Source organism: Marinobacter sp. V032, from assembly GCF_052645435.1.
Genome location: NZ_JBQXYE010000003.1, coordinates 125,930 through 151,859 on the forward strand (window position 1 = coordinate 125,930; position 25,930 = coordinate 151,859).

The window sequence follows — 25,930 nt, forward strand, 5'->3', positions numbered from 1 at the left end:
CGTCTCGCGGCGCGTGACTGTGCGTCCACTGATTTTATGCAGGTGAAAAAATGAGCTTTAAACCAGAACGGTTCGAGAACTTTGCAGACGTCCTGAGTTTTCACGCCCGGCATTGCCCTGAGGGTGATGTGATCCGACATATCGTCAGCGATGATGCGCCTCCACGGGTCACCCGTTATGGCGAACTGGACCGGCATGCCCGGGCGGTGGCTGCAATGCTGCAAGATCAACTGGCGCCAGCAGCCGGTGAGCGCTGCCTGTTGATGCTGCCGAGCGGGGCGGACTTTGCGGCGGCTTTCTTTGGTTGCTTTCACGCGGGGGTTATCGCGGTTCCTGCTTTCCCGCCTGAGAACAACCGGCAGGCCTATTTCGACCGGCTTGCGGGCATCATGCGTGACGCTAAACCAAAGGCTGTACTCGGGTTGGCAGCTGATCTGGAACACTACGAAGCGCAATTGACACCGCTGCTACCCGAAGGCGGGCAACTGCTGGCTGTTGATAGCGTTGACCGGTCGCTGGCGGATGCGCTACAGCCTCATGCGATAGCGCCGCAGGATCTGGCTTTTCTGCAGTACACCTCCGGTTCCACGTCGGCGCCCAAAGGGGTGATGGTGTCCCATGCCAATCTGATGGCCAACGAACGGGCCATGGCTCAGGGCTTCAACGCGACGGAAGATGAAGTCTGGGTGAACTGGTTGCCGCTGTTTCACGACATGGGCCTGATGGCGGGGCTGCTGCTGCCGATTTACCACGGCCATTGCGTGCATCTGATGACGCCGCAGTTCTTCCTTCAGCGGCCAGCCCGCTGGCTGGAAGCGATAAGCAAGCACAAGGGCACCTTTTCTGGTGGGCCGGATTTTGCCTACCGGCTTTGCGCCGAGCGTATTCCTGCAAGCGAAATTGAAAAACTGGATTTGTCCCACTGGCGATTGGCATTTACCGGTTCCGAGCCCATAAGGCCCGAAACCCTGCGTCTGTTTGCCGGAAATATGGCGATCGGCCGCTTCGATGAACGATCGCTGGCCCCAAGCTACGGGCTGGCGGAGGCCACGCTTTTTGTCTGCTCACATGGCCTCGATCGTGACAGTCGCTATCGCATCAACACCTTCGACGCGCGTCAGCTGGCGACCGAAGACGGAGAAAATGCGCTCCGCACCAGCACACTGGTGGGTTGTGGTCTGAGCGATCAGGACCATCCCCTGAAATTACTCGATCCTGTCACTGGCGAGTCGGTAGGTAACGGGCAGGTCGGTGAGATCTGGGTGGGCGGCCCCAGCGTGACTCAGGGCTATTGGCAAAATCCCGAAGCAACAGCCGCTGCGTTTGCCGAAGAGGATGGTGTGCGCTGGACCCGTACTGGCGATCTGGGGCTTGTGCATGAGGGTGATCTTTACATTGCCGGTCGCCAGAAAGACGTGATTATCCTCAATGGCCAGAATCTCTATCCGCAGGATATTGAGCATCTGCTGGAGCAGGAAATCGAATTACTGCGGCAGGGCCGGATTTCAGCGTTCCCTGTTGCCGATGAAGTAGGTGCCGAAGCCATCGGTCTGGCGCTGGAAATCAGCCGTAACGTCCGCCGGCTTATTCGCCCCGAGATGATCTGCAGCACTATCGCCGAAACCCTGAGCGATGCCTTACATGTGGCGCCACACCTGATCTTGTTGCTGGAGCCCGGCACCTTGCCCCGCACCACCAGTGGCAAGCTGCAGCGCTCAGCCTGCCTGCCGGGTTGGGAGCAGCAATCGTTGTCGGTATTTGCCGCCTGGCGCGGCGGTCGGTTGCTTGATGATGTAGCGGAGGAGGGAGCCTCTGCTGATGCAGCATCGTTATTGCATCCGGAGGTTGTCGCTGCATGGCGTGATGCCCTGAAATGCGATCAGCTGGATGCGCAGTCGCATTTCTTCAGCCTCGGGGGCAATTCCGTTGCCGCCATGCAAGTGCTCTCCCGTGTCAGCACTGCGCTGGGCATTCAACTGGAACCCGCCGGTCTGTTTGAGCATACCCGGTTGGGGGCCTTCTCTGACTGGGTTATGGCTCAGGCCAAAGCTGCAAACCCGCAGGGTGCGATTGCGCCAGCACCACTTGATGCACCGCTACTGCAATCTCATGCCCAGCAACGGCTGTGGTTTCTGGATAGGCTTGAGGCGGGCTCAACGGCTTACCATTTATGTGGCGAGTGGATGCTGACCGGCGAGCCGGACAGGGCTGCGTTGCAGGCCAGTTTTGACGCGCTGGCGGCACGGCATGACAGCCTGCGAACGGTGTTCACCGCAGACGCGGATAATCGTCCGCTGCAGGTCATTCAGCCAGCGGCACCGGTTAGGATTCATCAGCACAGCATTCAGAATAAGGCAGCACTTGACGCTTTATCCCGCGAGCTGGTGGGTCAGCCGATGGATTTGACGAAGGGCCCGCTCTGGCAGGCGCATCTGGTGCAAATGGGTGAGGGCGATTTTCGGGTTCTGCTGGTAATCCATCATATTATTGCCGATGGCTGGTCGGCACAGGTGCTGGTTGAGGATTTCGCCGAACTGTATCGGGCCCATGTCGGGCAGCGTCCCGCTCAGCTAGCGGACCTGACTGTTAATTATGCCGATGTGGCTCAGTGGCAGCGCCAGCAGTTGGCCAAGGAAAACGAGGCCTTGCTGGCCTGGTGGAAAGCGGAACTGGGCGACGAGCAGCCGGTACTTGAATTGCCTGCCGATCGCCCGCGACCCGACCAGCAGAGTCATCGTGGTGCCCGCTTCGCGTTCAATTTCTCGCCCGAACTGAGTGAGCGTTTACGGGCGCTGGCACAAGATCGTGGCGTCACGCTGTTTATGTTGATGCTGGCGTTGTACAAGACCCAGCTCTATCGCTACTCGGGACAGCGTGATCTGCGTGTCGCAGTGCCTGTTGCGGGCCGGACAAGGCAGGAGACCGAACGTCTGGTTGGCCTGTTCGTCAACACGCTGGTATTGCGCAGTGAACCGGCAGCAGGTGCGACGTTCAGCGATTTTCTGGAGCAGGTCAAGACCCGCACACTGGGGGCACAAGCCCATCAGATATTGCCGTTCGACCAGTTGGTTGACGCACTGCAGCCGGAGCGCAATTTGCGCCATAACCCGCTGTGTCAGGTGAAGTTCACCCAGCAACTGCCGTTACCGGAAAATGTCGAACTGCCGGGGCTGCGTCTGTCGATGCATCAACGGGATGACGATACCGCCCACTTCGATCTGGGGCTGGATATTACCGACCAGCCGAATGGTATCGAGGCGGTACTGACCTACGCCTGCGATCTGTTTGATGAGTCCCGGATTGAGGCATTCGCTGACGAGTTGACATCGCTCGCGGCCCAAGTGGTGGAGAAGCCGGCCATTCGGCTGGGTGAACTCGCGCTGCGAGCCTTGCCCTCCCTGCAGACTGGCCCGCTTGCGGGCTTGCCGCGCGCCGATGTATTGGCGCTCTGGCGTGATCAGTTGCCCACCTGCCAGAACCGTATCGCCCTTCAATATGATGATGAAGCCCTTGATTTTGCCTGGCTTGAGTCTGAATCCAATCGCTTGAGTCATGCATTGAGGGCAAAGGGTGTGGACTGCGAGAGCCGGGTGGGACTGTGCCTCGATCGTTCTCCCGCTTTCGTGGTGGCGATGCTGGCGACGCTTAAAGCCGGAGCGGCTTTTGTGCCGCTGGACCCCAAATGGCCGGCGGAGCGGCAGGCGTTTGTGTTGGGTGATTGCGATGCGACTGCATTACTCGCCGATAATGCGGTCGCTGGTTTCGACGGGCCCGTAATGGATTTCTCTGCCAGTGCGGACTGGCGCCAGTCTGTTGATCAGCCTTTGAATGCGGCTATTCATCCGTCGCAGGCGGCTTATCTGATCTACACCTCGGGCACCAGCGGCACGCCAAAAGGCGTTGTGGTCAGCCACGGCGCGCTCGCCAATTATGTGCAGGGGCTGCTGCAGACCCTGAAGCTGACACCAGGCGCCAGCATGGCGATGGTCTCGACAGTGGCGGCAGATCTTGGGCATACCACCTTGTTCGGTGCCCTGTGCTCTGGCCGCACATTGCACTTGCTGAGCGCTGATCGGGTGATGGATGCGGAAGGTTTCGCAGCCTATATGGACGCTCACCAAGTGGGTGTTCTCAAGATAGTACCGACTCATCTCGCTGGTCTGTTGCAGGCCGATAACCCGGCCCGGGCGCTACCAACCGAAGCGTTGATCATTGGGGGTGAAACCCTTGCGCCTGAACTGGTGCGCCAAGTGCAGCAACTGCGCCCGCAATGCCGGGTGTTTAACCACTACGGCCCCTCTGAATCCACCGTGGGCGTGTTGTTGAATGAGTTGCCAAATGATGCGCCTGCTGGCGCTGTGCCGCTGGGCTATCCACTGCCGAATATTCGGGCCCTGGTGCTGAGTGATGAAGGGCTGGCGTTGCCGCAAGGAGCAGTCGGCGAGTTGTATCTTGGTGGAGCGGGTCTTGCTCGCGGTTATCTGCAGCGGACTGGTCAGACGGCGTCGCAGTTTCTGCCTGATCCCTTCCACTCCGGCGAGCGTCTGTATGCGACCGGCGACCGGGCATTGATGCTGGCCGATGGCCGAATGACGTTCCACGGGCGTACCGATGATCAGATCAATGTGCGGGGCTATCGTGTATCGCTGGGGGAAATCGGGCATCGGCTGCGTGGTTATCCGGGAATTTCCGATGTCCATGTTCAGGTGGGCGACGATGGGCAGCTGATCGCCTATCCGTTGGTGAAGGGTGTCGAATCTTTCGATGTAGAGGCGTTGCGCGGTGTGCTCACAGAACAGCTTCCGGACTACATGGTGCCCGCACACATTGTGCCGCTGGCGGCCTTCCCGCTCACCGCCAATGGCAAACTCGACCGGCAGGCGTTGCCCGCGCCGGATCGCCAGTCTGCTGATTTCGATGCGCCTCAGGGTCCGGTAGAAGAAGTGCTGGCCGGGTTGTGGCAGCAACTGCTGAAGATTGAACAGATCGGGCGGCACGATAACTTCTTCACCCTGGGCGGCGACTCGATTATCAGCCTCCAGGTGATTGCCCGCGCCCGTAAACAGGGCATCCGGCTGATGCCGAAGCAACTGTTCGAGAAGCAGACCATTGCCGAACTGGCGCAGGTGGCGGACACCGATATGCCCGCTGCAGAGTCTGCACCCTTGGCTGCGCAAGCGAAGGAAAGCGTTTCAGATTTCCCGCTAAGCCCGATCCAGCTGGCCTTTTTTGATCGGCCTTTTGAGGGCATGGATCACTGGAACCAGTCGGTCCGCCTGAGTGCCCGCGAACCCCTTGATGCGGAGTGTTTGCAGCAGGCGCTTGCAGCGATTGTGGCGCAGCACAGCAGCCTGCGGTTGCGCTTTTCCCGGAATGACGCTGGCCAGTGGCGCCAGCGGTTCGAAGCTGCGTCCCGTCATTCCGGGGACAGTGTGCTGTGGCTTCGCCACGCGATGAACGAAGCCGACATCGTCGGCTATTTCAATGAGGCCCAGCGCAGTCTCGATCTGGCGCAGGGGCCGCTCATTCGGGCGGTACTGGTCAATCTTGAATCGGGCGGGCAGCACATGCTGCTGGCGGTTCACCACTTGGCGGTTGATGGCGTGTCCTGGCGGATTCTGCTGGAAGATCTGCAGTTGGCTTATCGTCAGCTTGCGTCTGGTCAAGCGGTATCACTGGACAACGTAAGCGCTGACTTCGCGGATTGGTCACGACATCTTCAGTCAGCCGCGGCCGGCGGATCTTTCGAAAGTGAGCTGCCTTTCTGGGAATCGATACTGGCATCGGATACCGCTTTGCCCTGCGACAAGCCGGAGGGCAGCGCGCTCATCTCCGACGCTGAATCGCTTGGCATGGCACTTGATGCAAAGCTCACCACACGCCTGCTCAACGACGTGCCCGCAGCCTACCGCACCCGTATTAACGACATCCTGCTGGCGGCATTGGCGGATGCGCTTGCACGCTGGACCGGCCGCTCCCGTAACGTGATCACCCTTGAAGGACACGGCCGTGATCTGCCGGATCAGACCCTGGACCTCAGCCGCACACTGGGCTGGTTTACCCGGTTGTATCCGGTCGCTCTGGAGGCGGGTGCCGATCTGACATCGACTCTAAAAGCCACCAAAGAACACCTGCGCGAATTGCCCTCCGGCGGGCTCGGTTTTGGCGTGCTCAAGCATCTCAGTCAGGTAACGCTGGACACCGGTCAGGGCACCGGGCTGACCTTCAATTATCTCGGGCGCTTTGACGGCGCTGATGAACGTGCGTCGCTGGTGCTGACTGCCGGGGATACCGGCGCTACTCGTTCAAGCAATGGCTTTATGGCCAATGCGCTGGTGGTGGACGGTTTGATCCGTGACGGCCAGCTGCGCTTTGACTGGCAGTTCAGTCGCGCCCGTTTCCGTGCGGAATCCATCGAACAGTTGATGGTGCTCTATCGGGATGCGTTGACGGATCTGATCGAAGGTTGTGCTGAGAGTGCGGGCGGATTGACGCCTTCGGATGTGCCGCTGGCGTCGGTCGATCAGGTGTGGCTCGATCAACTCCCGGATGCCCGCAATATCGAGGATGTGCTGCCGCTGGCAGCCATGCAGGAAGGTATTCTGCTCCACAGTCTGCTGGAGCAGGGCACCGGCATTTACCTGATGCAGGATCACTATCAGGTCGACGCGGATGTGGATTTTGACGCCTTTACCAAAGCATGGAATGCGGTGGTTCAGCGACATCCGATGCTGCGCACCGGCTTCTGTGGCCTTGATGGTGGTGAGCAGCGCCAAATTGTCTATCGCAAGGTGCCATCGCCTACCCAATACATCGATCTGAGCCACCTTGACCGGGATAACGCTGAGCAGGAGCTGGAAGCCTTGCTGGCGCAGGAGCGTCGGGAAGGCTTTGATTTTGCCAAACCGCCATTGCTGCGACTGCGACTCGTGCATTTCGGCCCGCAGGATAATCGGATCATTCAGAGCCACCATCATGCGTTGATTGATGCCTGGTGCCGGGGGCTGATGCTGGCGGAGTTCTTCTCCAACTATCAGGCAAGCCTTGGCGGGCGTCTGAGATCCCTGCCGCCGGCACGTCCATACCGGGATTTTATTGCCTGGCTGCAGTCGCAGGATGACGAACTGTCGCGCCGATACTGGCAAAGCACACTGGCCGGCTTCGACGAAGTCACGCCTTTACCGTATCAGCATAGTCCGGTGGGCGAGAGTGGTATCAGTGATGTCACCTTGATGCTGGATCAGCACCAGACCGAACAGCTTGCGGCTCGCGCCCGCAGTCTGAAGTTGACCGTTAACACCTTCATGCAAGCGGCCTGGGCGTTGCTGCTGATGCGCCATAGCGGCCGCAGCGATGTGGTATTTGGTGTCACCGTCGCGGGCCGGCCGGCGGAGTTGGACGGCATTGAAGAAACCCTGGGACTGTTCATCAATACGCTGCCGTTGCGGGTGCAGGGTGCGGGTGCTCGGATGACCACCGGTGAACTGCTGAGCGCGATGCAGGCGGTTAACGCCGACATGCGCCAGCATGAGCACCTGTCGCTGGCTGAAGTGCAGCACCTAGCAGAGACCGCCCGCGGCGATGCGCTGTTCGACAGCCTGTTTGTATTCGAGAACGTCCCGATGGGGGCTGAAGTCATGGCTGCCGCGAGTGAATACCGGATCACCCCGCTGGCCAACCGAACCCATACCAACTATCCGCTGACGGTGGTCATCCTGCCGGGTGACACCTATCAGTTGCAGTTCAGCTATGACCAGCAACGCTTCCGGTCTGGCGATATGGCGGTTCTGCTTGAGCAGTTCCGGCATGTTCTGCTGCAGCTGGTGGCCTCGACGGATCAGGCCATTGCTGACATCGAGCTGAATGCCAGCGACGACGTGCGGCATCTGATGACGCTGGGGCAGGGGCCAGTGCGGCCTGACTGGACATCGCTCAGCTATCTTGAACGTTTCGAAGCCTGGACCCTGGCAGATCCCCAGCGCGAAGTCGCACGTTGCATGGGTCAGAGCCTTAGCTACGTCGAACTGAACGGTCAGGCCAATCAACTTGGCCATGGCCTTATCGCTGCCGGTGTGAAAACGGATCAGGTGGTAGCACTCTATGCACCGCGGGGTCTGGCGCTGTTGTCGATGATGATCGGCACGTTCAAGGCGGGCGCGGCCTATCTGGCGCTGGATGACCGCCACCCACCGGCCCGCAGTGCGAGGATGATGGCAAATAGCAAGGCGCCGGTGTTGTTGATGCCCGAGGCTTGCCGGGAAGAGGTGGCGGCGATACTGGCCGAAACCGATTATGCGCCTCAGGTATTGACGGTCGAATCCCTGCTGGCCTGCGGAGAGCTGTCGAATCCCGGTATTTATGCCGGTATGGATCAACTGGCCTATGTCATCTTCACATCCGGTTCCACTGGCGAGCCCAAGGGCGTGATGGTGAACCAACAGGGCATGCTCAATAACCAGCTCTCCAAAGTGCCCTATCTGGAACTGGGCGAGGGCGATGTGGTGGCGCAAACCGCTGCGACCGGCTTTGATATTTCGGTTTGGCAATTCCTCACCGCGCCGCTTTTCGGTGGCCGGGTCGAGATTATTCCCGATGCGATCACTCACGACCCCCAGCGTTTGCTGGCTCATGTGGCCGAAAACGGCGTCAGTGTGCTGGAGAGCGTGCCGGCGGTAATTGATGGGATGCTGGCCTCGCCTGACCGGCCTCTGCCGGGCCTGCGCTGGCTGCTACCGACTGGCGAAGCATTGCAGAAGGTACTGGTCGAACGCTGGTTCGCCCGGTACCCAGGTATTCCTTTGGTCAATGCCTACGGTCCAGCCGAGTGTGCCGATGACGTGGCGTTGCACACCCTGCGGTCCGCCGATACGGCCAGCGTACCTATTGGTCTTCCGACCGATAACAACCGTTTATATGTGTTGGATGACACCCTGGCGCTGGCGCCTCAGGGCGTGATCGGCGAGTTGTATGTCGGTGGCACCGGCGTCGGTCGCGGCTATGCCGGGCGCCCCGGACTCACTGCAGAGCGGTTTGTACCCGACCCGTTTGGCAACCCTGGTGATCGCCTGTATCGCACCGGCGACCTTGCCCGTTGGAACGAAGAAGGCATGCTTGAATATGCCGGTCGTGCCGACTTCCAGTTAAAAATCCGTGGCCAACGCATCGAGCCAGGCGAAATCGAATCCTGCCTTCAGCAATGCGCCGGAGTCAGGCATGCCGTGGTGGCCGCGCAACCTACACCACACGGGGTTCAACTGGTGGGTTATATGGTCGCGGAGAGTGGCGCGACTATCGATATCGAATCTGTCCGGGACAGGCTATCAGCGGCGCTGCCGGCGGTAATGGTGCCCAGTCATCTGATGCTGCTGGACCAGCTGCCGCTCAATGCTAACGGCAAGCTCGACCGCAAGGCCCTGCCGTCGCCGGACTGGCAGGCCCGGTCTTTTGAAGCGCCACTGGGCGACCTAGAACAATCGCTTGCTGAGGTCTGGCAGCACCTGCTCAAAGTCGAAAGGGTAGGTCGCCATGACCACTTCTTCGAACTGGGTGGGCATTCGCTGCTAGCAACCCGCCTGTTATCCCGTATCCGCGAACGATTTGATGTCAACGTGCCGCTGGCTGAAGCCTTTGAAGCCACAACCGTGGCGAGCATGGCGCAGGTAATTGCGCGTCTGCAGGCCAATACGCTGGATGAGGAAAAACTCGACAGTCTTGATGCGTTAATGAGTGAACTGGAGGAGATCGAATAATGCAGGGCAACGCGTTGGCGCTGTCGCGTCGTTTTATTGAGCTGGAACCGGCCAAGCGGCGTGTATTCCTCGGCAAGCTGGAAGCGCAGGGGTTATCGCTGTCCGCGTTGCCCATCCCGGTCGGTGCGGCGGGGGATAGTAGCCCTGCGTCCAGTGCCCAGCAACGCCTCTGGTTTATCGATCAGCTTGAGCCCGGCAACAGCGCCTACCATCTGCCTGGCGCCCTGCGTTTGTTGGGGCGGGTGGATGAATCGGCTATTCAGGCGGCGTTTAATGTGTTGGCCGAGCGCCATCACAGCCTGCGAACTGTCTTCCAGGCTGACGATCAGGGCGAGCCGTTGCAGTGCGTCCAGCCGGCGCAGGCGATCACTGTCGAATCAATGCATGCAGTCGATGAAGCGGATTTTAAACAACGGTCTCGTGAGTTTTCACGTCGGGCATTTGACCTTGAAACCGGGCCGCTGTGGCGTGTTGCGCTGGTAACGATCGACCGTGCCGACGGCGTTACCGAGTCGCGTTTGTTGTTGTGCCTGCATCACATCATCGCTGACGGCTGGTCAATCCAGCTATTGCTGTCGGAGTTCGTGCATTGCTATCGCGCGTCGATTAAGGGCGAAATGCCATCGCTGACGCCGTTGCAGGTTCAGTATGAAGATTACTCGCTATGGCAGCGCAAAACGCAGGAAGCGGGTGCCGGGCAGGTGGATCTGGATTACTGGGTTTCTAAACTGCAGGAACAACCTCCGGTGCTGGAATTGCCATCGGATCATTCCCGTCCGGCCCAGCAGAGTTTCCGGGGCGAGCGTCACAGCTTCGCCCTTGAAACATCGCTGGCAACCGCACTTACAAGCTTTGCCCGGGACCGGGGGCTGACACTGTTTACGGTATTGCTGGCGGCATACAAGGTGCAGCTTTTCCGTCTGAGTGGACAAACCGACCTGTGTGTCGGGGTGCCGATTGCGGGCCGTACCCGTCCTGAAACCGAATCGGTTATCGGCTTGTTTGTGAATACCCAGATCCTGCGCAGTGACATGGCAGGGACGCAGACATTTGATCAAGTGCTGGCCTCGGTGCGACAGCTTTCACAGGAAGCGCAGGCCCATCAGGGCTTGCCGTTCGAACAACTGGTTGATGTGCTCCAGCCGGAACGCAGCCTTAGCCACAATCCGCTATTTCAGGTGCTCTATAACCACCAGCAGCGTGAAGGCGAGCACTTTGAACTGACGCCGGAACTCAGCTGCGAACTGATGCCACAGGATAGCGGCGCCGCTCAATTCGACCTGGCGTTACACACCTGGGAAAGCCGCGACGGTGCGATCACCGGCAACTGGAACTACGCCACCGATCTGTTTGATCGGAGCACCATCGAGCAGATGCACACCCGCTTCGAGTCCTTGCTGAGTCAGATGGTGGCGCAGCCGGACAGGGCGATTGGTGATTATGATCTGCTGAATGAAAGTGATCGGGGAGCGTTATCTGACTGGAATTCAACGTCTGCGGATTACGGGCAGCCGATCCCGGTTCACCAGCTATTTGAACAACAGGCTCTGACTTATCCGGAACGCATCGCGCTGGTATTTGGCGATCAGACCCTGACCTATGCCGAACTGGATCAACGTGCCAACCAACTGGCCCATGCACTTCGAGCCGCAGGCATCGGCGCTAACAGTCGAGTCGGTGTGAGCACTGAGCGTTCAATCGAATTGGTGGTGTCGCTGTATGGCATCGTCAAAGCCGGTGCAGCCTATGTACCTATCGATCCGGATCATCCGCAGGCCCGCAAACAGCAGGTACTGCAGGATGCGGGGATTGATCTGCTGCTGACTCACGATGCAGCCACGGATCGCCTGCCGGACATGGCGAATGTGACCGTCTGGAATCTCGATCAGAAGGATCTGAGCGACCAACTGATCACGGCACCCAATCTTGTTTTCCACCCGAATCAGCCGGCGTATGTCATCTACACCTCCGGCTCCACCGGCAAGCCCAAGGGCGTCACTAACACTCACGGCGCTCTTTTTAATCGCTTGCAGTGGATGCAGGCGGAGTACGAATTAGACGCCAGCGACGCGGTCCTCCAGAAAACCCCGTACAGCTTCGACGTCTCGGTCTGGGAATTCTTCTGGCCGCTGATGACCGGTGCGCGTTTGGTGATTGCTGAGCCCGGTGCTCACAAAGATCCAGTACAGCTCTCTCAAATCATCAAAGAGCAAACCATCACCACGCTGCACTTTGTGCCGTCGATGTTGGCGGCATTTATGAGTCAGGAAAACCTGTTCGCCAATAGTTTGCGTCGAATTATCTGCAGCGGCGAAGCGCTACCAAAAGCCTTGCAGGATCAGGTGCTGGATCGCTTGCCAACAGTGCAACTCTACAACCTCTACGGCCCAACCGAAGCGGCCATCGACGTCACCCATTGGGCCTGCCGTTCCGATGAGCGCCACACGGTGCCGATCGGCCAGCCCATTGCCAATCTGCAGATCCATATTCTGGATGCCCAACTGAACGAACAACCGATTGGGGTTCCCGGTGAGCTTTATATCGGCGGAGCCGGACTGGCCCTGGGCTATCATGGCCGAGCGGACCTGACGGCGGCGAGCTTTATCCCGAGCCCGTTCACTGCAGGTGAACGACTGTATCGCAGCGGCGATCGGGCCCGTTGGTGCAAGGATGGCTCGCTGGAATACCTGGGTCGCCTCGATCACCAGATCAAACTGCGGGGTTTGCGAATCGAACTGGGTGAAATTGAGACCTTGCTGCGAGATCAACCCAACGTCAGTGATGCTGTAGTTGTTGTTCGCAGAATTGGCGACAGTGAACAATTGGTGGGTTATCTGCAAAGCCAAGAGGCGGACACGGATGCGGTTCGTACCGCACTCAAACAGCATCTGCCGGATTACATGGTGCCGGCCCATCTGATGCTGCTTGACCGTTTCCCGCTATCCGCGAACGGCAAACTGGATCGCAAAGCACTGCCCGATCCTGAGATTGAAACCGCCACCTACGAAGCACCGCAAGGTGAGATCGAACAGACCCTGGCCGCGATTTGGCAGGACGTGCTCAATATCGAGCGGGTAGGGCGACACGATAACTTCTTTGCTTTGGGTGGCGACTCCATTCTCAGTTTGCGGATTATCGCCAAGGCTCGCAGCCATGATATTCAGCTGACACCACGTGATCTGTTCGAGCGCCAGACGGTGGCTGAGTTGGCGCAGGCCGCCGAACGGGCGAATCCGGATACGGCTGTTTACGCTATCGATGCCTCACGTTCGTTGCCGCTGACACCGATCCAGCATTGGTTCTTAGAACAGGCGATCCCCGAGCGTTCCCACTGGAACCAGTCGCTGTTGCTGACGCCTGCCGAGCCGCTGGATCTGACAGCCCTGACAACCGCCATCACCGCAGTCGTCAAACAGCACGATACCCTTCGCCTGGCGTTTACCCGCGACGCCGAAGGGCAATGGCAGCAACACTATCAAACCGAACAATTGGCGGATGATCGGGTGTGGTCGCGAAACGTGGCTTTGTCGTCATTGCAGGACTGTTGTGATGAGGCGCAGGCCAGCCTCGATATCGAACGCGGAGAACTGTTGCGCGCATTGCATGTGCGGCTGGCCGAAGACGGTGAGCGGCTGTTGCTGGTCATTCACCACCTGGCGGTAGATGGTGTTTCCTGGCGTATCCTGCTTGATGATTTGCAGTCAGCTTACGAACAGGCGCGGGGCGGTGAGGTGCCCGTGCTGGGCGCCAAAGGGATTCCTTTTCAGGTCTGGGCTGAACGGCTCTCAGAGTTGGCCCGGAGCGAACGCCTCAAAGAGCAGCGCGAATACTGGCAGAACCTGCCTGAGCCTGTGCCGTTGCCCGACACGGATCTGGCGGGCAGCAACCGGATGGCCGACAGGCAAATCCAGACGTTCCAGCTGGATACGTCACTGACACAGCGGTTGCTGACCGACGCCCCCAAAGCCTATCGCACCCGCATTAACGAATTGCTGCTCACTGCATTGGGGCAGGCATTGCATCAGTGGACCGGCGAATCGCGCCATGTGATCGCGCTTGAAGGCCACGGTCGGGAAGACCTGTTTGAAGGCATGGACCTGAGTCGCACGGTTGGCTGGTTTACCAGTCTGTATCCGGTGCAGCTCGCCGGTGGTGGAAACCCCGAGGACGACCTCAAACGCAACAAGGAATATCTGCGTCAGGTTCCCGATGGTGGCATTGGCTATGGCCTGCTGCGCTATCAGACTGGTGAAACGAATCTGCCTGATCTGGCCGGGATGATTGCATTCAATTATTTGGGGCAAACTGATAGTGGCAACGCCGGCTTGCTGACGCTGGCCGATGAACTCAGTGGTCAGCAGCGCAATATTGAGGCACCGCTTGGGTTTGCAATGGCGCTGGACGGCCAGGTTCGGCAGGGCCGCTTCGAAATTGCCTGCAGCTACAGTGGCGCCCGGCATCAGGCCTCGTCGGTCCAGGCTTTGCTGGATTACTACGCCCGTGCGCTCGGGGATCTGGTCGAACTTTGCGACGGGATCTGCGCTCGGGGTAACGGCGTGACACCGTCTGATTTCCCGGCAGTTGTGCTTGATCAGGCCGCGCTGGATGCACTACCGGTTTCGGCTGCCGATATCGGCGACATCCTGCCGCTGACGCCGATGCAGCAGGGCTTGTTGTTCCACAGTGAGCTGGGCGGTGCCGACGACCTGTATGTTAATCAGGTGTCGGTGGCGATCGATGATCTCCCCGCTGAAGCCTTCAAGTCCGCATGGCAGGAAGCGGTTAGCCGACACCCTGTGCTTCGCGCGGCCTTTATACACGCGCCGGGAACGCAGGCGCCGCTGCAGGTTATTCGTCGCAATGCCGCACTGTCTGTGCGGGAGCTGGACTGGCGCAATGCGGCGGATGCCGAACGGAAACTTGAGGCGCTGTGCCGGTCGGAAAAGCAGCCGCCTTTCGATTTTGAAGCGCCGCCACTGATGCGACTGGTGCTGGTACGGCTGACCGACAGCCGCTGGCAAATGGTCTGGACACTGCATCATATCCTGCTGGATGGCTGGAGCAGCGCCGCATTAATGAGCGAAGTGCTGAAGAGCGCAATGGGCGAACCGACGACTGCACCTGCGGCCTACGGTGATTACTTCAGGTGGCTGGCGCGTCAGGATGCCGAACAGAACGCCTATTTCTGGCGAGGTCAGCTGGCTGAGATGGGCGATCCCACCCGCCTGATGCAGTTCATTCGCAGTGATCAGAATGCGCAGGCCGATGACGGCGAAGTTGTACTGACCCTTGAGCGATCAGCGCTGGATACGTTTGCCCGCCAACATCATCTGACACTGAATACACTGGTTCAGGCCGCATGGACACTCCTGTTGCAGCGATACACCGGCCAGCGGCAGGTCATTTTTGGCGCTACTGTATCAGGTCGCCCGGCGCAGGTTGCCAACGCTGATCGTTTGATGGGCCTGTTTATCAACACGCTACCGGTCATTCAGGCGCCTGCACCGGAACGCACTCTCGTTGACTGGCTCAGTGAGCTGCAGGCCCACAACATGGCCCTGCGGGAACATGAGTTCACGCCGCTTTATGACATCCAGCAATGGGCCGGTCAGGCCGGCCGTGAACTGTTCGATACTTTGCTGGTGTTCGAAAACTTTCCGGTGGATCAGGCACTTCGGGGCAGTGCTCAGGGACTTCAGTTCGGCAACGTATCAATCAGCGAGAAAACCCATTATCCCCTGAGCGTTGCGGTGCAGGTGGGCGAGCAACTATCGCTGCATTTCCACTACAAAGGCGATCAGGTCTCCCGATCGCAGGTTCAGATACTGGCCCATCACGCCGGACAACTGCTCAATGCGATGGTCAGTCAGCCGGCGGCTCATCTGGCTGATTTGCCACTGCTCAAAGAAGCGGAACAAGCGGTCTGGCAGGCCTGGAACCATCCGGCCCATCCACCGGTCGATCCAAGACCGCTCCCAGCACTGATTGCAGAACAGGCCCAGCGCCGCCCGGACGCGATGGCCGTGATCCACGGCGCGGAACGTGTGACGTTTGCCGACTTCGACCGCCGTGCCAATCGCCTGGCCCACTGGCTGGTCGGGCAGGGTGTGGGCGCTGAAAGCCGTATCGGGGTCGCTCTCGAACGGGGCGTCGAGATGCTGGTGGCGCTGTATGCCGTGCATAAAGCCGGTGCCGCCTATGTGCCACTGGACCCGGATTACCCGGCGGAGCGGGTGCGCTACATGCTGGCCGACTCGGGGGCTCAATTGCTGTTGAGTCATGAGGCCTCGCAGGATCGCCTGCCAGATGTAGACGGCGTGACGACGATTAACCTCGATACGCTGGATTTGAGCGGTAGTCCGGATCAGGTACCCGAGGTGATCGTACACCCCGAACAACTGGCCTACCTGATCTACACCTCCGGTTCTACCGGTAAGCCCAAAGGCGTCGCCGTCCCGCACGGTGCCATGTCCATGCATTGCCAGACCATTGCCGATCGCTATGGCCTGACTGAAGACGACCGGGAACTGCACTTCCTCTCCATCAGTTTTGATGGCGCCCACGAACGCTGGCTGACGCCACTCAGCCAGGGCGCCCGCGTGGTCCTTCGGGACCAGGCCCTGTGGAGCGTACAACAGACCTACGATTGCCTGATCGAAGAAGGCATCACGGTCGCGGCCTTCCCGCCCAGCTACCTGCGACAACTGGCGGAATGGGCGGAACTGAAAGGCCAGCCACCGGGCGTGCGTATCTACTGCTTCGCCGGCGAAGCCTTCAGCCGCCAGATGATGCACCACGCCATCACGCATCTGCAGCCGGACTGGATCATCAACGGCTACGGCCCCACTGAAACCGTGGTCACGCCCACACTCTGGCGACAGGCGGCAGATACCGCCGATTTCACCAGCGCCTACGCGCCCATCGGCGATCTGGTCGGGGATCGACAAGGCTATGTGCTGGATGCAGACCTTAACCTGCTACCTCCCGGTATTGCCGGTGAGCTCTATCTGGGCGGTGCATTGGCAAGGGGCTATCTCGATCGCCCCGGCATCACCGCTGAACGCTTTGTGCCCAACCCATTCCGGGCCGGCGAACGCCTATACCGCACCGGCGATCGGGTCAAACTGAACCGGGACGGACAGCTGGAATACCAGGGCCGGATGGACCAGCAGGTCAAGTTGCGGGGCTTCCGCATCGAGATTGGAGAAGTGGAAGCGGGCCTCAAGGGCTGCGCCGGAGTCAGAGAAACCCTGGCAATGGTGAGAACCACTGCTGCTGGTCAGCGGCTGGTGGGTTATGTGGCCGGCGATGAACTGGACGAAGCCACCATCAAGGCGACACTGAAACAGCAGCTGCCGGACTACATGATCCCCACCCATGTGGTGATTCTGGAGCGGTTGCCGCAATTGCCGAATGGCAAGCTGGATCGCAATGGCTTGCCGGAGCCCACGGTGGGCAGTGATGCCTACGAAGCACCCGTAACCGCGATGGAGCAACGGCTGGCGACACTCTGGCAATCGCTGCTGAAGTCAGAGCGCATCGGTCGTTATGACAATTTCTTTGAGCTGGGCGGGCATTCGTTGCTTGCCACTCAGCTGATCTCAACTCTGCGCCATGAGCAGGGGCTGGATGTGCCGCTGCGCTCCATTTTTGAAGCGCCGGTGCTGGCCGATCTGGCAACGCTGCTGGAGGAGAACGAGACCTCGACAGGAGACACACAAACCGACGTCTCTGAGTTGTCCCGACTGGGCTTGACCCGGGCGCCGCAATCGTTTGCTCAGCAGCGGTTGTGGTTTCTGGATCAACTGGAGCCGGGTTCAACTGCTTATCACTTGCCCGGCATTCTCGAATTGCGGGGTGCGGTGGATGCCAATGCCATGCAGAGCGCTGTGACACTGTTGGCTGAACGCCATGAGGTGCTGCGCACTCGACTGGTGGGCGCGCAGGACTGCGAATCCTTGCCCCAGCAATGCATTGACACGGCATCTGTTGAACTGACGGTGACGGACCTGTCGGACAATAGCAATCCGAATATTGTGTTTGAACAGCATGCCAAAGCCTTTATGAACGCGCCGTTTGCGATGGCGGACGCGCCATTGTGGCGGGTAGAGCTGGTGCGCATCGCCGGCGACGAATGGCGGTTGTTGCTGTGTATGCATCATGCCATCTCGGATGGCGGATCGGTGCAGGTACTGCTGCGGGATATTGCCGCGGGCTATCGCGCCGCGCTTGCCGGACGGACTCCTGACTGGCAGCCACTACCCGTCCAGTATGCCGACTATGCCATCTGGCAACGGCAATGGCTCGACGGCGGTGAGGGCGAACGGCAATTGACATACTGGCGTGCCCAGCTCGGGGGTGATCAGCCGGTACTGGAATTGCCGACGGATTATCCACGGCCGGCACGGCAGAGTTTCAACGGCGCGCGGTATCACTTTGCACTGAACGCCTCATTGGCTGACAAGGTCCGCGCGCTGGCGAGTGGGCAGGGCGTGACGCCCTTTATGGTGCTCCTTGGTGCCTGGCAGACATTGCTGCATCGGTTGAGTGGGCAAGACGATATTCGCGTCGGCGTGCCGATTGCCGGCCGCACCCGCCCGGAGGTTCAGGAGCTGATCGGCTTCTTCGTCAACACTCAGGTGCTGCGTTCGGAACTGACGTCAGCCCACACCTTCGGGCAAGTGCTGCGCACAGTAAAAGAAGCGGCACTGGGTGCTCAGGAAAATCAGGATCTGCCGTTCGAACAATTGGTGGAGGCGCTGCAACCCGAGCGAAGCCTGAGCTACAATCCGCTATTTCAGGTGGCTTACGATCATCAGCAGAAAATCGATAGTGCGCTCACCGGCCTGCCGGGTATTGAGGCAAAGGTGCTGCCGTTTGAATATGCCAGTACCCAGTTTGATTTGGCGCTGAACACGCTGGAAGACCAGAGCGGGCAATTGTCAGGCAACTGGAACTACGCTACCGATCTGTTTGACCGCAGCACCATCGAGCAGATGCACACCCGCTTCGAATCGTTGCTGAGTCAGATAGTGGCGCAGCCGGACAGGGCGATTGATGATTACGACCTGCTGGATGAGACCGATCGGGAAGCGTTGTCTGACTGGAATTCAACGTCTGCGGATTTCGGTCAGCCGATCCCGGTTCACCAACTGTTTGAAAAGCAGGCTCTGACTTATCCGGATCGTGTTGCTCTGGTGTTCGCTGATCAGACCCTGACCTATGCCGAACTGGATCAGCGAGCCAACCAACTGGCCCATGCACTTCGAACGTCGGGCATCGGTAGCAACAGCCGCGTGGGCGTGAGTGCCGAACGCTCCATCGAACTGGTAGTCGCGCTGTATGGCATCGTCAAAGCCGGCGCAGCCTATGTACCTATCGATCCGGATCATCCACAGGCCCGCAAGCAGCAGGTACTGCAGGATGCGGGGATTGATCTGCTGCTGACTCACAATGCAGCCACGGATCGCCTGCCGGACATGGCGAATGTGACCGTCTGGAATCTGGACCAGCAGGATCTGAGCGATCAGCCGATTTCTGCGGCCGAGTTAGTCTTCCACCCGAATCAGCCGGCGTATGTCATCTACACGTCCGGCTCCACCGGCAAGCCCAAGGGCGTCACTAACACTCACGGCGCTCTTTTTAATCGCTTGCAGTGGATGCAGGCGGAGTACGAATTAGATTTCAGCGACGCCGTCCTTCAGAAAACCCCATACAGCTTCGACGTCTCGGTCTGGGAATTCTTCTGGCCGCTGATGACCGGTGCGCGTTTGGTCATTGCTGAGCCCGGTGCGCACAAAGATCCAGTACAGCTCTCTCAAATCATCAAAGAGCAAACCATCACCACGCTGCACTTTGTGCCGTCGATGTTGGCGGCATTCATGAGTCAGGAAAACCTGTTCGCCAATAGTTTGCGTCGAATTATCTGCAGCGGCGAAGCGCTGCCAAAAGCTTTGCAGGATCAGGTGCTGGATCGCTTGCCAAACGCCCAGCTCTACAACCTCTACGGCCCAACCGAAGCGGCCATCGACGTCACCCATTGGGCATGCAGAACCGATGAGCGCCACACGGTGCCGATCGGTCAGCCCATTGCCAATCTGCAGATCCATATTCTGGATGCCCGACTGAACGAACAGCCGATCGGTGTCCCCGGTGAACTCTATATCGGTGGTGCCGGACTGGCCCAGGGCTATCACGGCAGGCCCGATCTCACCGCCGCGAGCTTTATCCCGAGCCCGTTCACTGCAGGTGAGCGACTGTATCGCAGCGGCGACCTGGCCCGCTGGTGCAAGGATGGCTCGCTGGAATACCTGGGCCGCCTCGATCACCAAATCAAACTGCGGGGTTTGCGAATCGAACTGGGTGAAATTGAAACCTTGCTACGTGAGCAACCCAGCGTCAGTGATGCTGTAGTTGTCGCCCGCAAAATTGGCGACAGCGAACAATTGGTGGGTTATCTGCAAAGCCAAGAGGCGGACACGGATGCGATTCGCGTAACGCTCAAACAGCATCTGCCGGATTACATGGTGCCGGCTCACTTGATGCTGCTTGACCGTTTCCCGCTATCCGCGAACGGCAAACTGGACCGCAAAGCACTGCCAGATCCTGAGATCGAAACCGCCACCTACGAAGCACCGCAAGGTGAGACCGAACAGACCCTGGCCTCGATCTGGCAGGACGTGCTCAATATCGAACGCGTAGGGCGAAACGACAACTTCTTTGCTTTGGGTGGGCATTCGCTGCTCGGGGTGCAACTGGTGCACCGCATTCAGCGAGAGTTGAATCGAACGCTGCCGCTCAGCGCTATTTTCGATACCCATACGTTTGCCGAGTTTGCGCAGCAATTGCAGTCTGAGTCCGATGAGTTACAAACGCTAATGCTGGAGCCGCAAACACGGGGAGAGCATTCACCCCAGTCCTTTGCCCAGCAACGCCTCTGGTTCCTGGCACAACTGGAGCCGGAAAGCTGTGCTTATCATCTGCCCGCTGGCCTGCGCCTGACCGGGGAATTAGATGAAGCTGCGCTGCAAACCGCACTCGAAGGCCTGACCCAGCGTCACGAAAGCCTGCGTACCCGATTTGCTCATGGCGATGACGGTGTACCTCAGCAGGTTATCTGCGTCGATCAAGCGGTCACGCTGCAGCACCACGATCTGCGCGACAGACAGGATCATTTCTCAGAGCTTTTTCAGCGCTTTAATCAGTTGCCTTTTGATCTTGAAGCGGCGGCGCCCTGGCGAGTCGCACTGGTCCGGATGGCAACGGATGAATGGCGCTTGCTGATCTGCATGCATCACATTATGTCCGATGGCTGGTCGATGCAGGTGTTTGTTGATGAGCTTGTGGGCCGCTACCAGGCAGCGGTTCGAGGTGAAGCGCCTGAACTGGCACCGCTGCCGATTCAGTATCCGGACTACGCCATCTGGCAGCGGAAGTGGCTGGCCGGCACCCATGATAGACAACTGGCATGGTGGCGGGACCATCTCGGGGACGAACACCCCACGCTGGATTTGCCATCAGATCGTCCACGTCCCTCACAGCGAGATGGCCGGGGAGCGCGGCATGGGTTCAGTCTGACGGCTGATCAGTCTCGGCGCTTGCGCCGGTTGGCGCGTGACCATCAGTCTTCGCTGTTTATGGTGATGCTCACCGGTTTTGAAGCCTTGCTTTACCGGCTGACCGGCCAGCAGGACCTGAGAATCGGTGTCCCGGTAGCCGGCCGACATCAACCGGCCACTGAATCGCTGATCGGCTTCTTTATCAATACGCTGGTGATTCGCGCAGACATTGATGCCGCAGCGGATTTTGCCGGATTGCTGCAGCAGACCCGGGAGCGGGTTCTGGGGGCTCAAGCGCATGCTGATTTGCCATTTGAACAACTGGTAGAGGCGTTACAGCCCGAACGGAGCCTCAGTCATAACCCGTTGTTCCAGGTGAGCTACAACCATCAGGTGATCGATTCCTCATCGCTCGGCAACCTTGACGGATTAACCTGCGAACCGCTGGTTTGTCCATCTGAAAACGCCCATTTCGATCTGGTGCTCGGCACCATCGAGCAGCCCGATCACGACGTGATCGACGGCTACCTCGACTTTGCGACGGATATCTTTGACGTCAGCACGGTGTTGCGGCTGACCGAACAGTTGATCACATTGCTGGATGCCGCGACGGCCGAGCCCACAATGCGTCTTTCTGAATTACCGCTCCTCACAGAAGCGGAACAAGCGGTCTGGCAGGACTGGAACCATCCGGCCCATCCACCCGTTGATCCAAGACCGCTGCCTGCCTTGATTGCAGAACAGGCCCAGCGCCGCCCGGATGCAATGGCCGTGATTCACGGCGCGGAACGTGTGACGTTTGCCGACTTCGACCGCCGTGCCAATCGCCTGGCCCACTGGCTGATCGGGCAGGGTGTGGGCGCGGAAAGCCGTATCGGGGTCGCTCTCGAACGGGGCGTCGAGATGCTGGTGGCGCTGTATGCCGTGCATAAAGCCGGTGCCGCCTATGTGCCACTGGACCCGGATTACCCGGCGGAGCGGGTGCGCTACATGCTGGCCGACTCGGGGGCTCAATTGCTGTTGAGTCATGAGGCCTCGCAGGATCGCCTGCCAGATGTAGACGGCGTGACGACGATTAACCTCGATACGCTGGATTTGAGCGGTAGTCCGGATCAGGTACCCGAGGTGATCGTACACCCCGAACAACTGGCCTACCTGATCTACACCTCCGGTTCTACCGGTAAGCCCAAAGGCGTCGCCGTCCCGCACGGTGCCATGTCCATGCATTGCCAGACCATTGCCGATCGCTATGGCCTGACTGAAGACGACCGGGAACTGCACTTCCTCTCCATCAGTTTTGATGGCGCCCACGAACGCTGGCTGACGCCACTCAGCCAGGGCGCCCGCGTGGTCCTTCGGGACCAGGCCCTGTGGAGCGTGCAACAGACCTACGATTGCCTGATCGAAGAAGGCATCACGGTCGCGGCCTTCCCGCCCAGCTACCTGCGACAACTGGCGGAATGGGCGGAACTGAAAGGCCAGCCACCGGGCGTGCGTATCTACTGCTTCGCCGGCGAAGCCTTCAGCCGCCAGATGATGCACCACGCCATCACGCATCTGCAGCCGGACTGGATCATCAACGGCTACGGCCCCACTGAAACCGTGGTCACGCCCACACTCTGGCGACAGGCGGCAGATACCGCCGATTTCACCAGCGCCTACGCGCCCATCGGCGATCTGGTCGGGGATCGACAAGGCTATGTGCTGGATGCAGACCTTAACCTGCTACCTCCCGGTATTGCCGGTGAGCTCTATCTGGGCGGTGCATTGGCAAGGGGCTATCTCGATCGCCCCGGCATCACCGCTGAACGCTTTGTGCCCAACCCATTCCGGGCCGGCGAACGCCTATACCGCACCGGCGATCGGGTCAAACTGAACCGGGACGGACAGCTGGAATACCAGGGCCGGATGGACCAGCAGGTCAAGTTGCGGGGCTTCCGCATCGAGATTGGAGAAGTGGAAGCGGGCCTCAAGGGCTGCGCCGGAGTCAGAGAAACCCTGGCAATGGTGAGAACCACTGCTGCTGGTCAGCGGCTGGTGGGTTATGTGGCCGGCGATGAACTGGACGAAGCCACCATCAAGGCCACGCTCAAACAACAGCTGCCGGACTACATGATCCCCACCCATGTGGTGATTCTGGAGCGGTTACCACAATTGCCCAATGGCAAGCTGGATCGCAATGCCTTGCCAGAGCCCGAAACCATTGTCCGCGAGCGTGAAGCGCCAAAAGGCGAGCGTGAATGCATGCTGGCGTCGTTGTGGCAAAGCACCTTGGGCATCGACGATGTTGGCAGGCAGGACAGCTTCTTTGAACTGGGCGGAGACTCGATCCAGTCGTTGGGGCTGATTACCCGCCTGCGTCAGCAAGGCTGGCAGCTCACACCCAAGCAGGTGTTTCTGAAACCTCATCTGGCTGATATGGCGGCCGCGTTGGTTGAAGCCATTACTGATGAGGTAGCCGCGCCCAGAGCAGAAGGGAGTGTGCCCCTCACGCCAATTCAGGCGCACTTCTTCAGCCAACCCTGGCGTCAGCCGGCACACTGGAATCAGGCGCTGATGCTTGAAGTCGCGCGCCCGTTAAATGTCGATTACCTGCACCGAGCGATTACGGCGCTGATCAATCAGCACGATAGCCTGCGACTTGGTTTTGAACAGGATTTGGCATCAGGACAGTGGCAAGGCTTTTATCGCAACAACGAAAGCGCAGATCGTGTTCTGCATGTTTTTGAGTGCGATAACGCGGAGCATTTCGACACGCTTTGCGCGCAGGCGCAACGGAGTTTTGATCTCAAGAGTGGGCCACTCGGGGCTGTTCTGCTCGGATCCATGCCCGGTGGTGAGCAACGGATGCTGCTGGCATTCCATCACCTGATTGTGGACGGTGTGTCCTGGCGGATACTGCTGGACGATCTGGTGCGGATCTATCAGCAACTTGAAGCGGGCCATACGCCTGACCCCGGAATGCGCAGCGCGAGTTATCAGCAATGGGCTGAGTATTTACAGGCAACGGTGACTCGGGACGATTGGACTGTCGAGAAGAATTACTGGCTCCAGTTGCAAGGCACCCAGGAACCCTGGCCCGTTGATAATCCCGATGGTCGTGCGACTCATGGTGATGCCGCCCATAGCGACTGGTCCTTGCCAGCAGAGCACACTCAGCAATTGCTGAGGGAGACACTGGCTGCCCGCAATGCCGGTATGGATGATCTGCTGCTGACTGCATTGGCTGAAGGTCTGCGGGAATGGGGTTGCCTCACTCAGCCACTGGTCGCGGTGGAAGGACATGGTCGCGAACAACTGGAAAACGGGCCCGATGCCGGGCGCACGGTCGGCTGGTTCACCAGCCTGTATCCCATGCGTCTGAATGCTACAGGTGATATCGATAAAACGTTTGAAGCGGTTGCCGGCGCGCGCGCTGACCTGCCCGCCAAAGGTGTGGGCTTTGGTCTGTTGCGCTACCTGGGCACCAGCGACTGCCGTGCGGCATTGGCAGCTATCGCGGAACCCAAAGTCGCGTTCAACTATCTCGGGCAGTTCAATACTGATCTGGGAGACGGACGCTTTAAACCCTTGCCGGTTGATGCCAGCGAGTTAGTGGGCCCACACGAGCCGCTGCTGCGGGAACTCGAAATCAACGGCCAGATCCACGGCGGACAACTGACCCTGAGTTGTCGCTACAGCCGTCAGCGCTATCGGCAACGCACTGTCCAGCGCTTGTTGGCCGCAGTCGGATCAGCGTTGGAGTCCCTGATAGCCCATTCGGTGCCGGTGGTCGAGGCGCAAGCGGAAGACGCACCTGCGCAAACGGTGAACCCACTCATTCGTCTGGGAAGTGGTGAAAGCGGCAAACCCCGGCTGTATTGTCCGCATCCCGTTAGCGGCACCGTTGTGGGTTACTACCCGCTCGCTGCCCGGTTATCCCATCATTGGGATGTGTGGGGCTTCCAGAATCGACAGTTACTCGATGCCCGTTGGCGGGATACTTCGCTGGTCGCCATGGCCCGTGATTATGTTCGCGATTTGCTGCAGCAACAGCCACACGGGCCATATCACTTGCTGGGCTGGTCGATGGGCGGCGCATTGGCGCTTGAAATGGCGCGCCTGCTGGAGCGCCTGGGCAAGTCCGTCGCGTTTGTCGGATTGATTGACGGCTACGTGCCTGGCGCGGGCAAGCCTCGCAATGATGCCGACAACCCGGCATCGCCCGACGGGGTCAGTGACGATCAATGGCAACAGCTGTTGGCGTTGGAGCGCCACATGCGCAGCCTTGCCCGTGAGCATACTGAAGTGCGTCCGCTGAAGGCGCCAGTCTATGCCTGGTGGGCGTCGCAATCGCCGGAAAACAATCAGGATGCCGAAGCGCTTTTGACGGCGGCGATAGGGCACCCTCTTGGCCTGTCAGCCTGGATCAACGCAGACCATCTTGGCATTGTCCGCGATGCGTCTTTCATGGCCGATCTGAAGGCACGGCTTGGCCTCATCAGCGGCTCAATGGTCACGGAAGCCAATAATGTCTCCGGCTAGCACCTGGTAAATTGTAATGACTAACAATCACAAATAGGAATCACTAACATTTACATTAAGGTTAAGTTTAATTAAGGTGCTAGGGCTTTTTCAGCGGGC

2 protein-coding genes are annotated in these 25,930 nt (G+C 59.3%); both read left to right on the plus strand.

What is annotated here, in order from left to right:
- Positions 1-50 precede the first annotated feature (50 nt).
- Positions 51-9,749 carry an amino acid adenylation domain-containing protein gene (locus tag ACUN9X_RS14465; protein WP_445473548.1) on the plus strand — a complete coding sequence of 3,233 codons (9,699 nt, stop codon included), beginning with the start codon at positions 51-53 and terminating at the stop codon, positions 9,747-9,749.
- Positions 9,749-25,831, plus strand: coding sequence for a non-ribosomal peptide synthase/polyketide synthase (locus ACUN9X_RS14470; protein WP_445473549.1), 16,083 nt, complete (start codon positions 9,749-9,751; stop codon positions 25,829-25,831). The genes ACUN9X_RS14465 and ACUN9X_RS14470 overlap by 1 nt, the downstream gene beginning before the upstream one ends.
- The last annotated feature ends 99 nt before the right edge of the window (positions 25,832-25,930 follow it).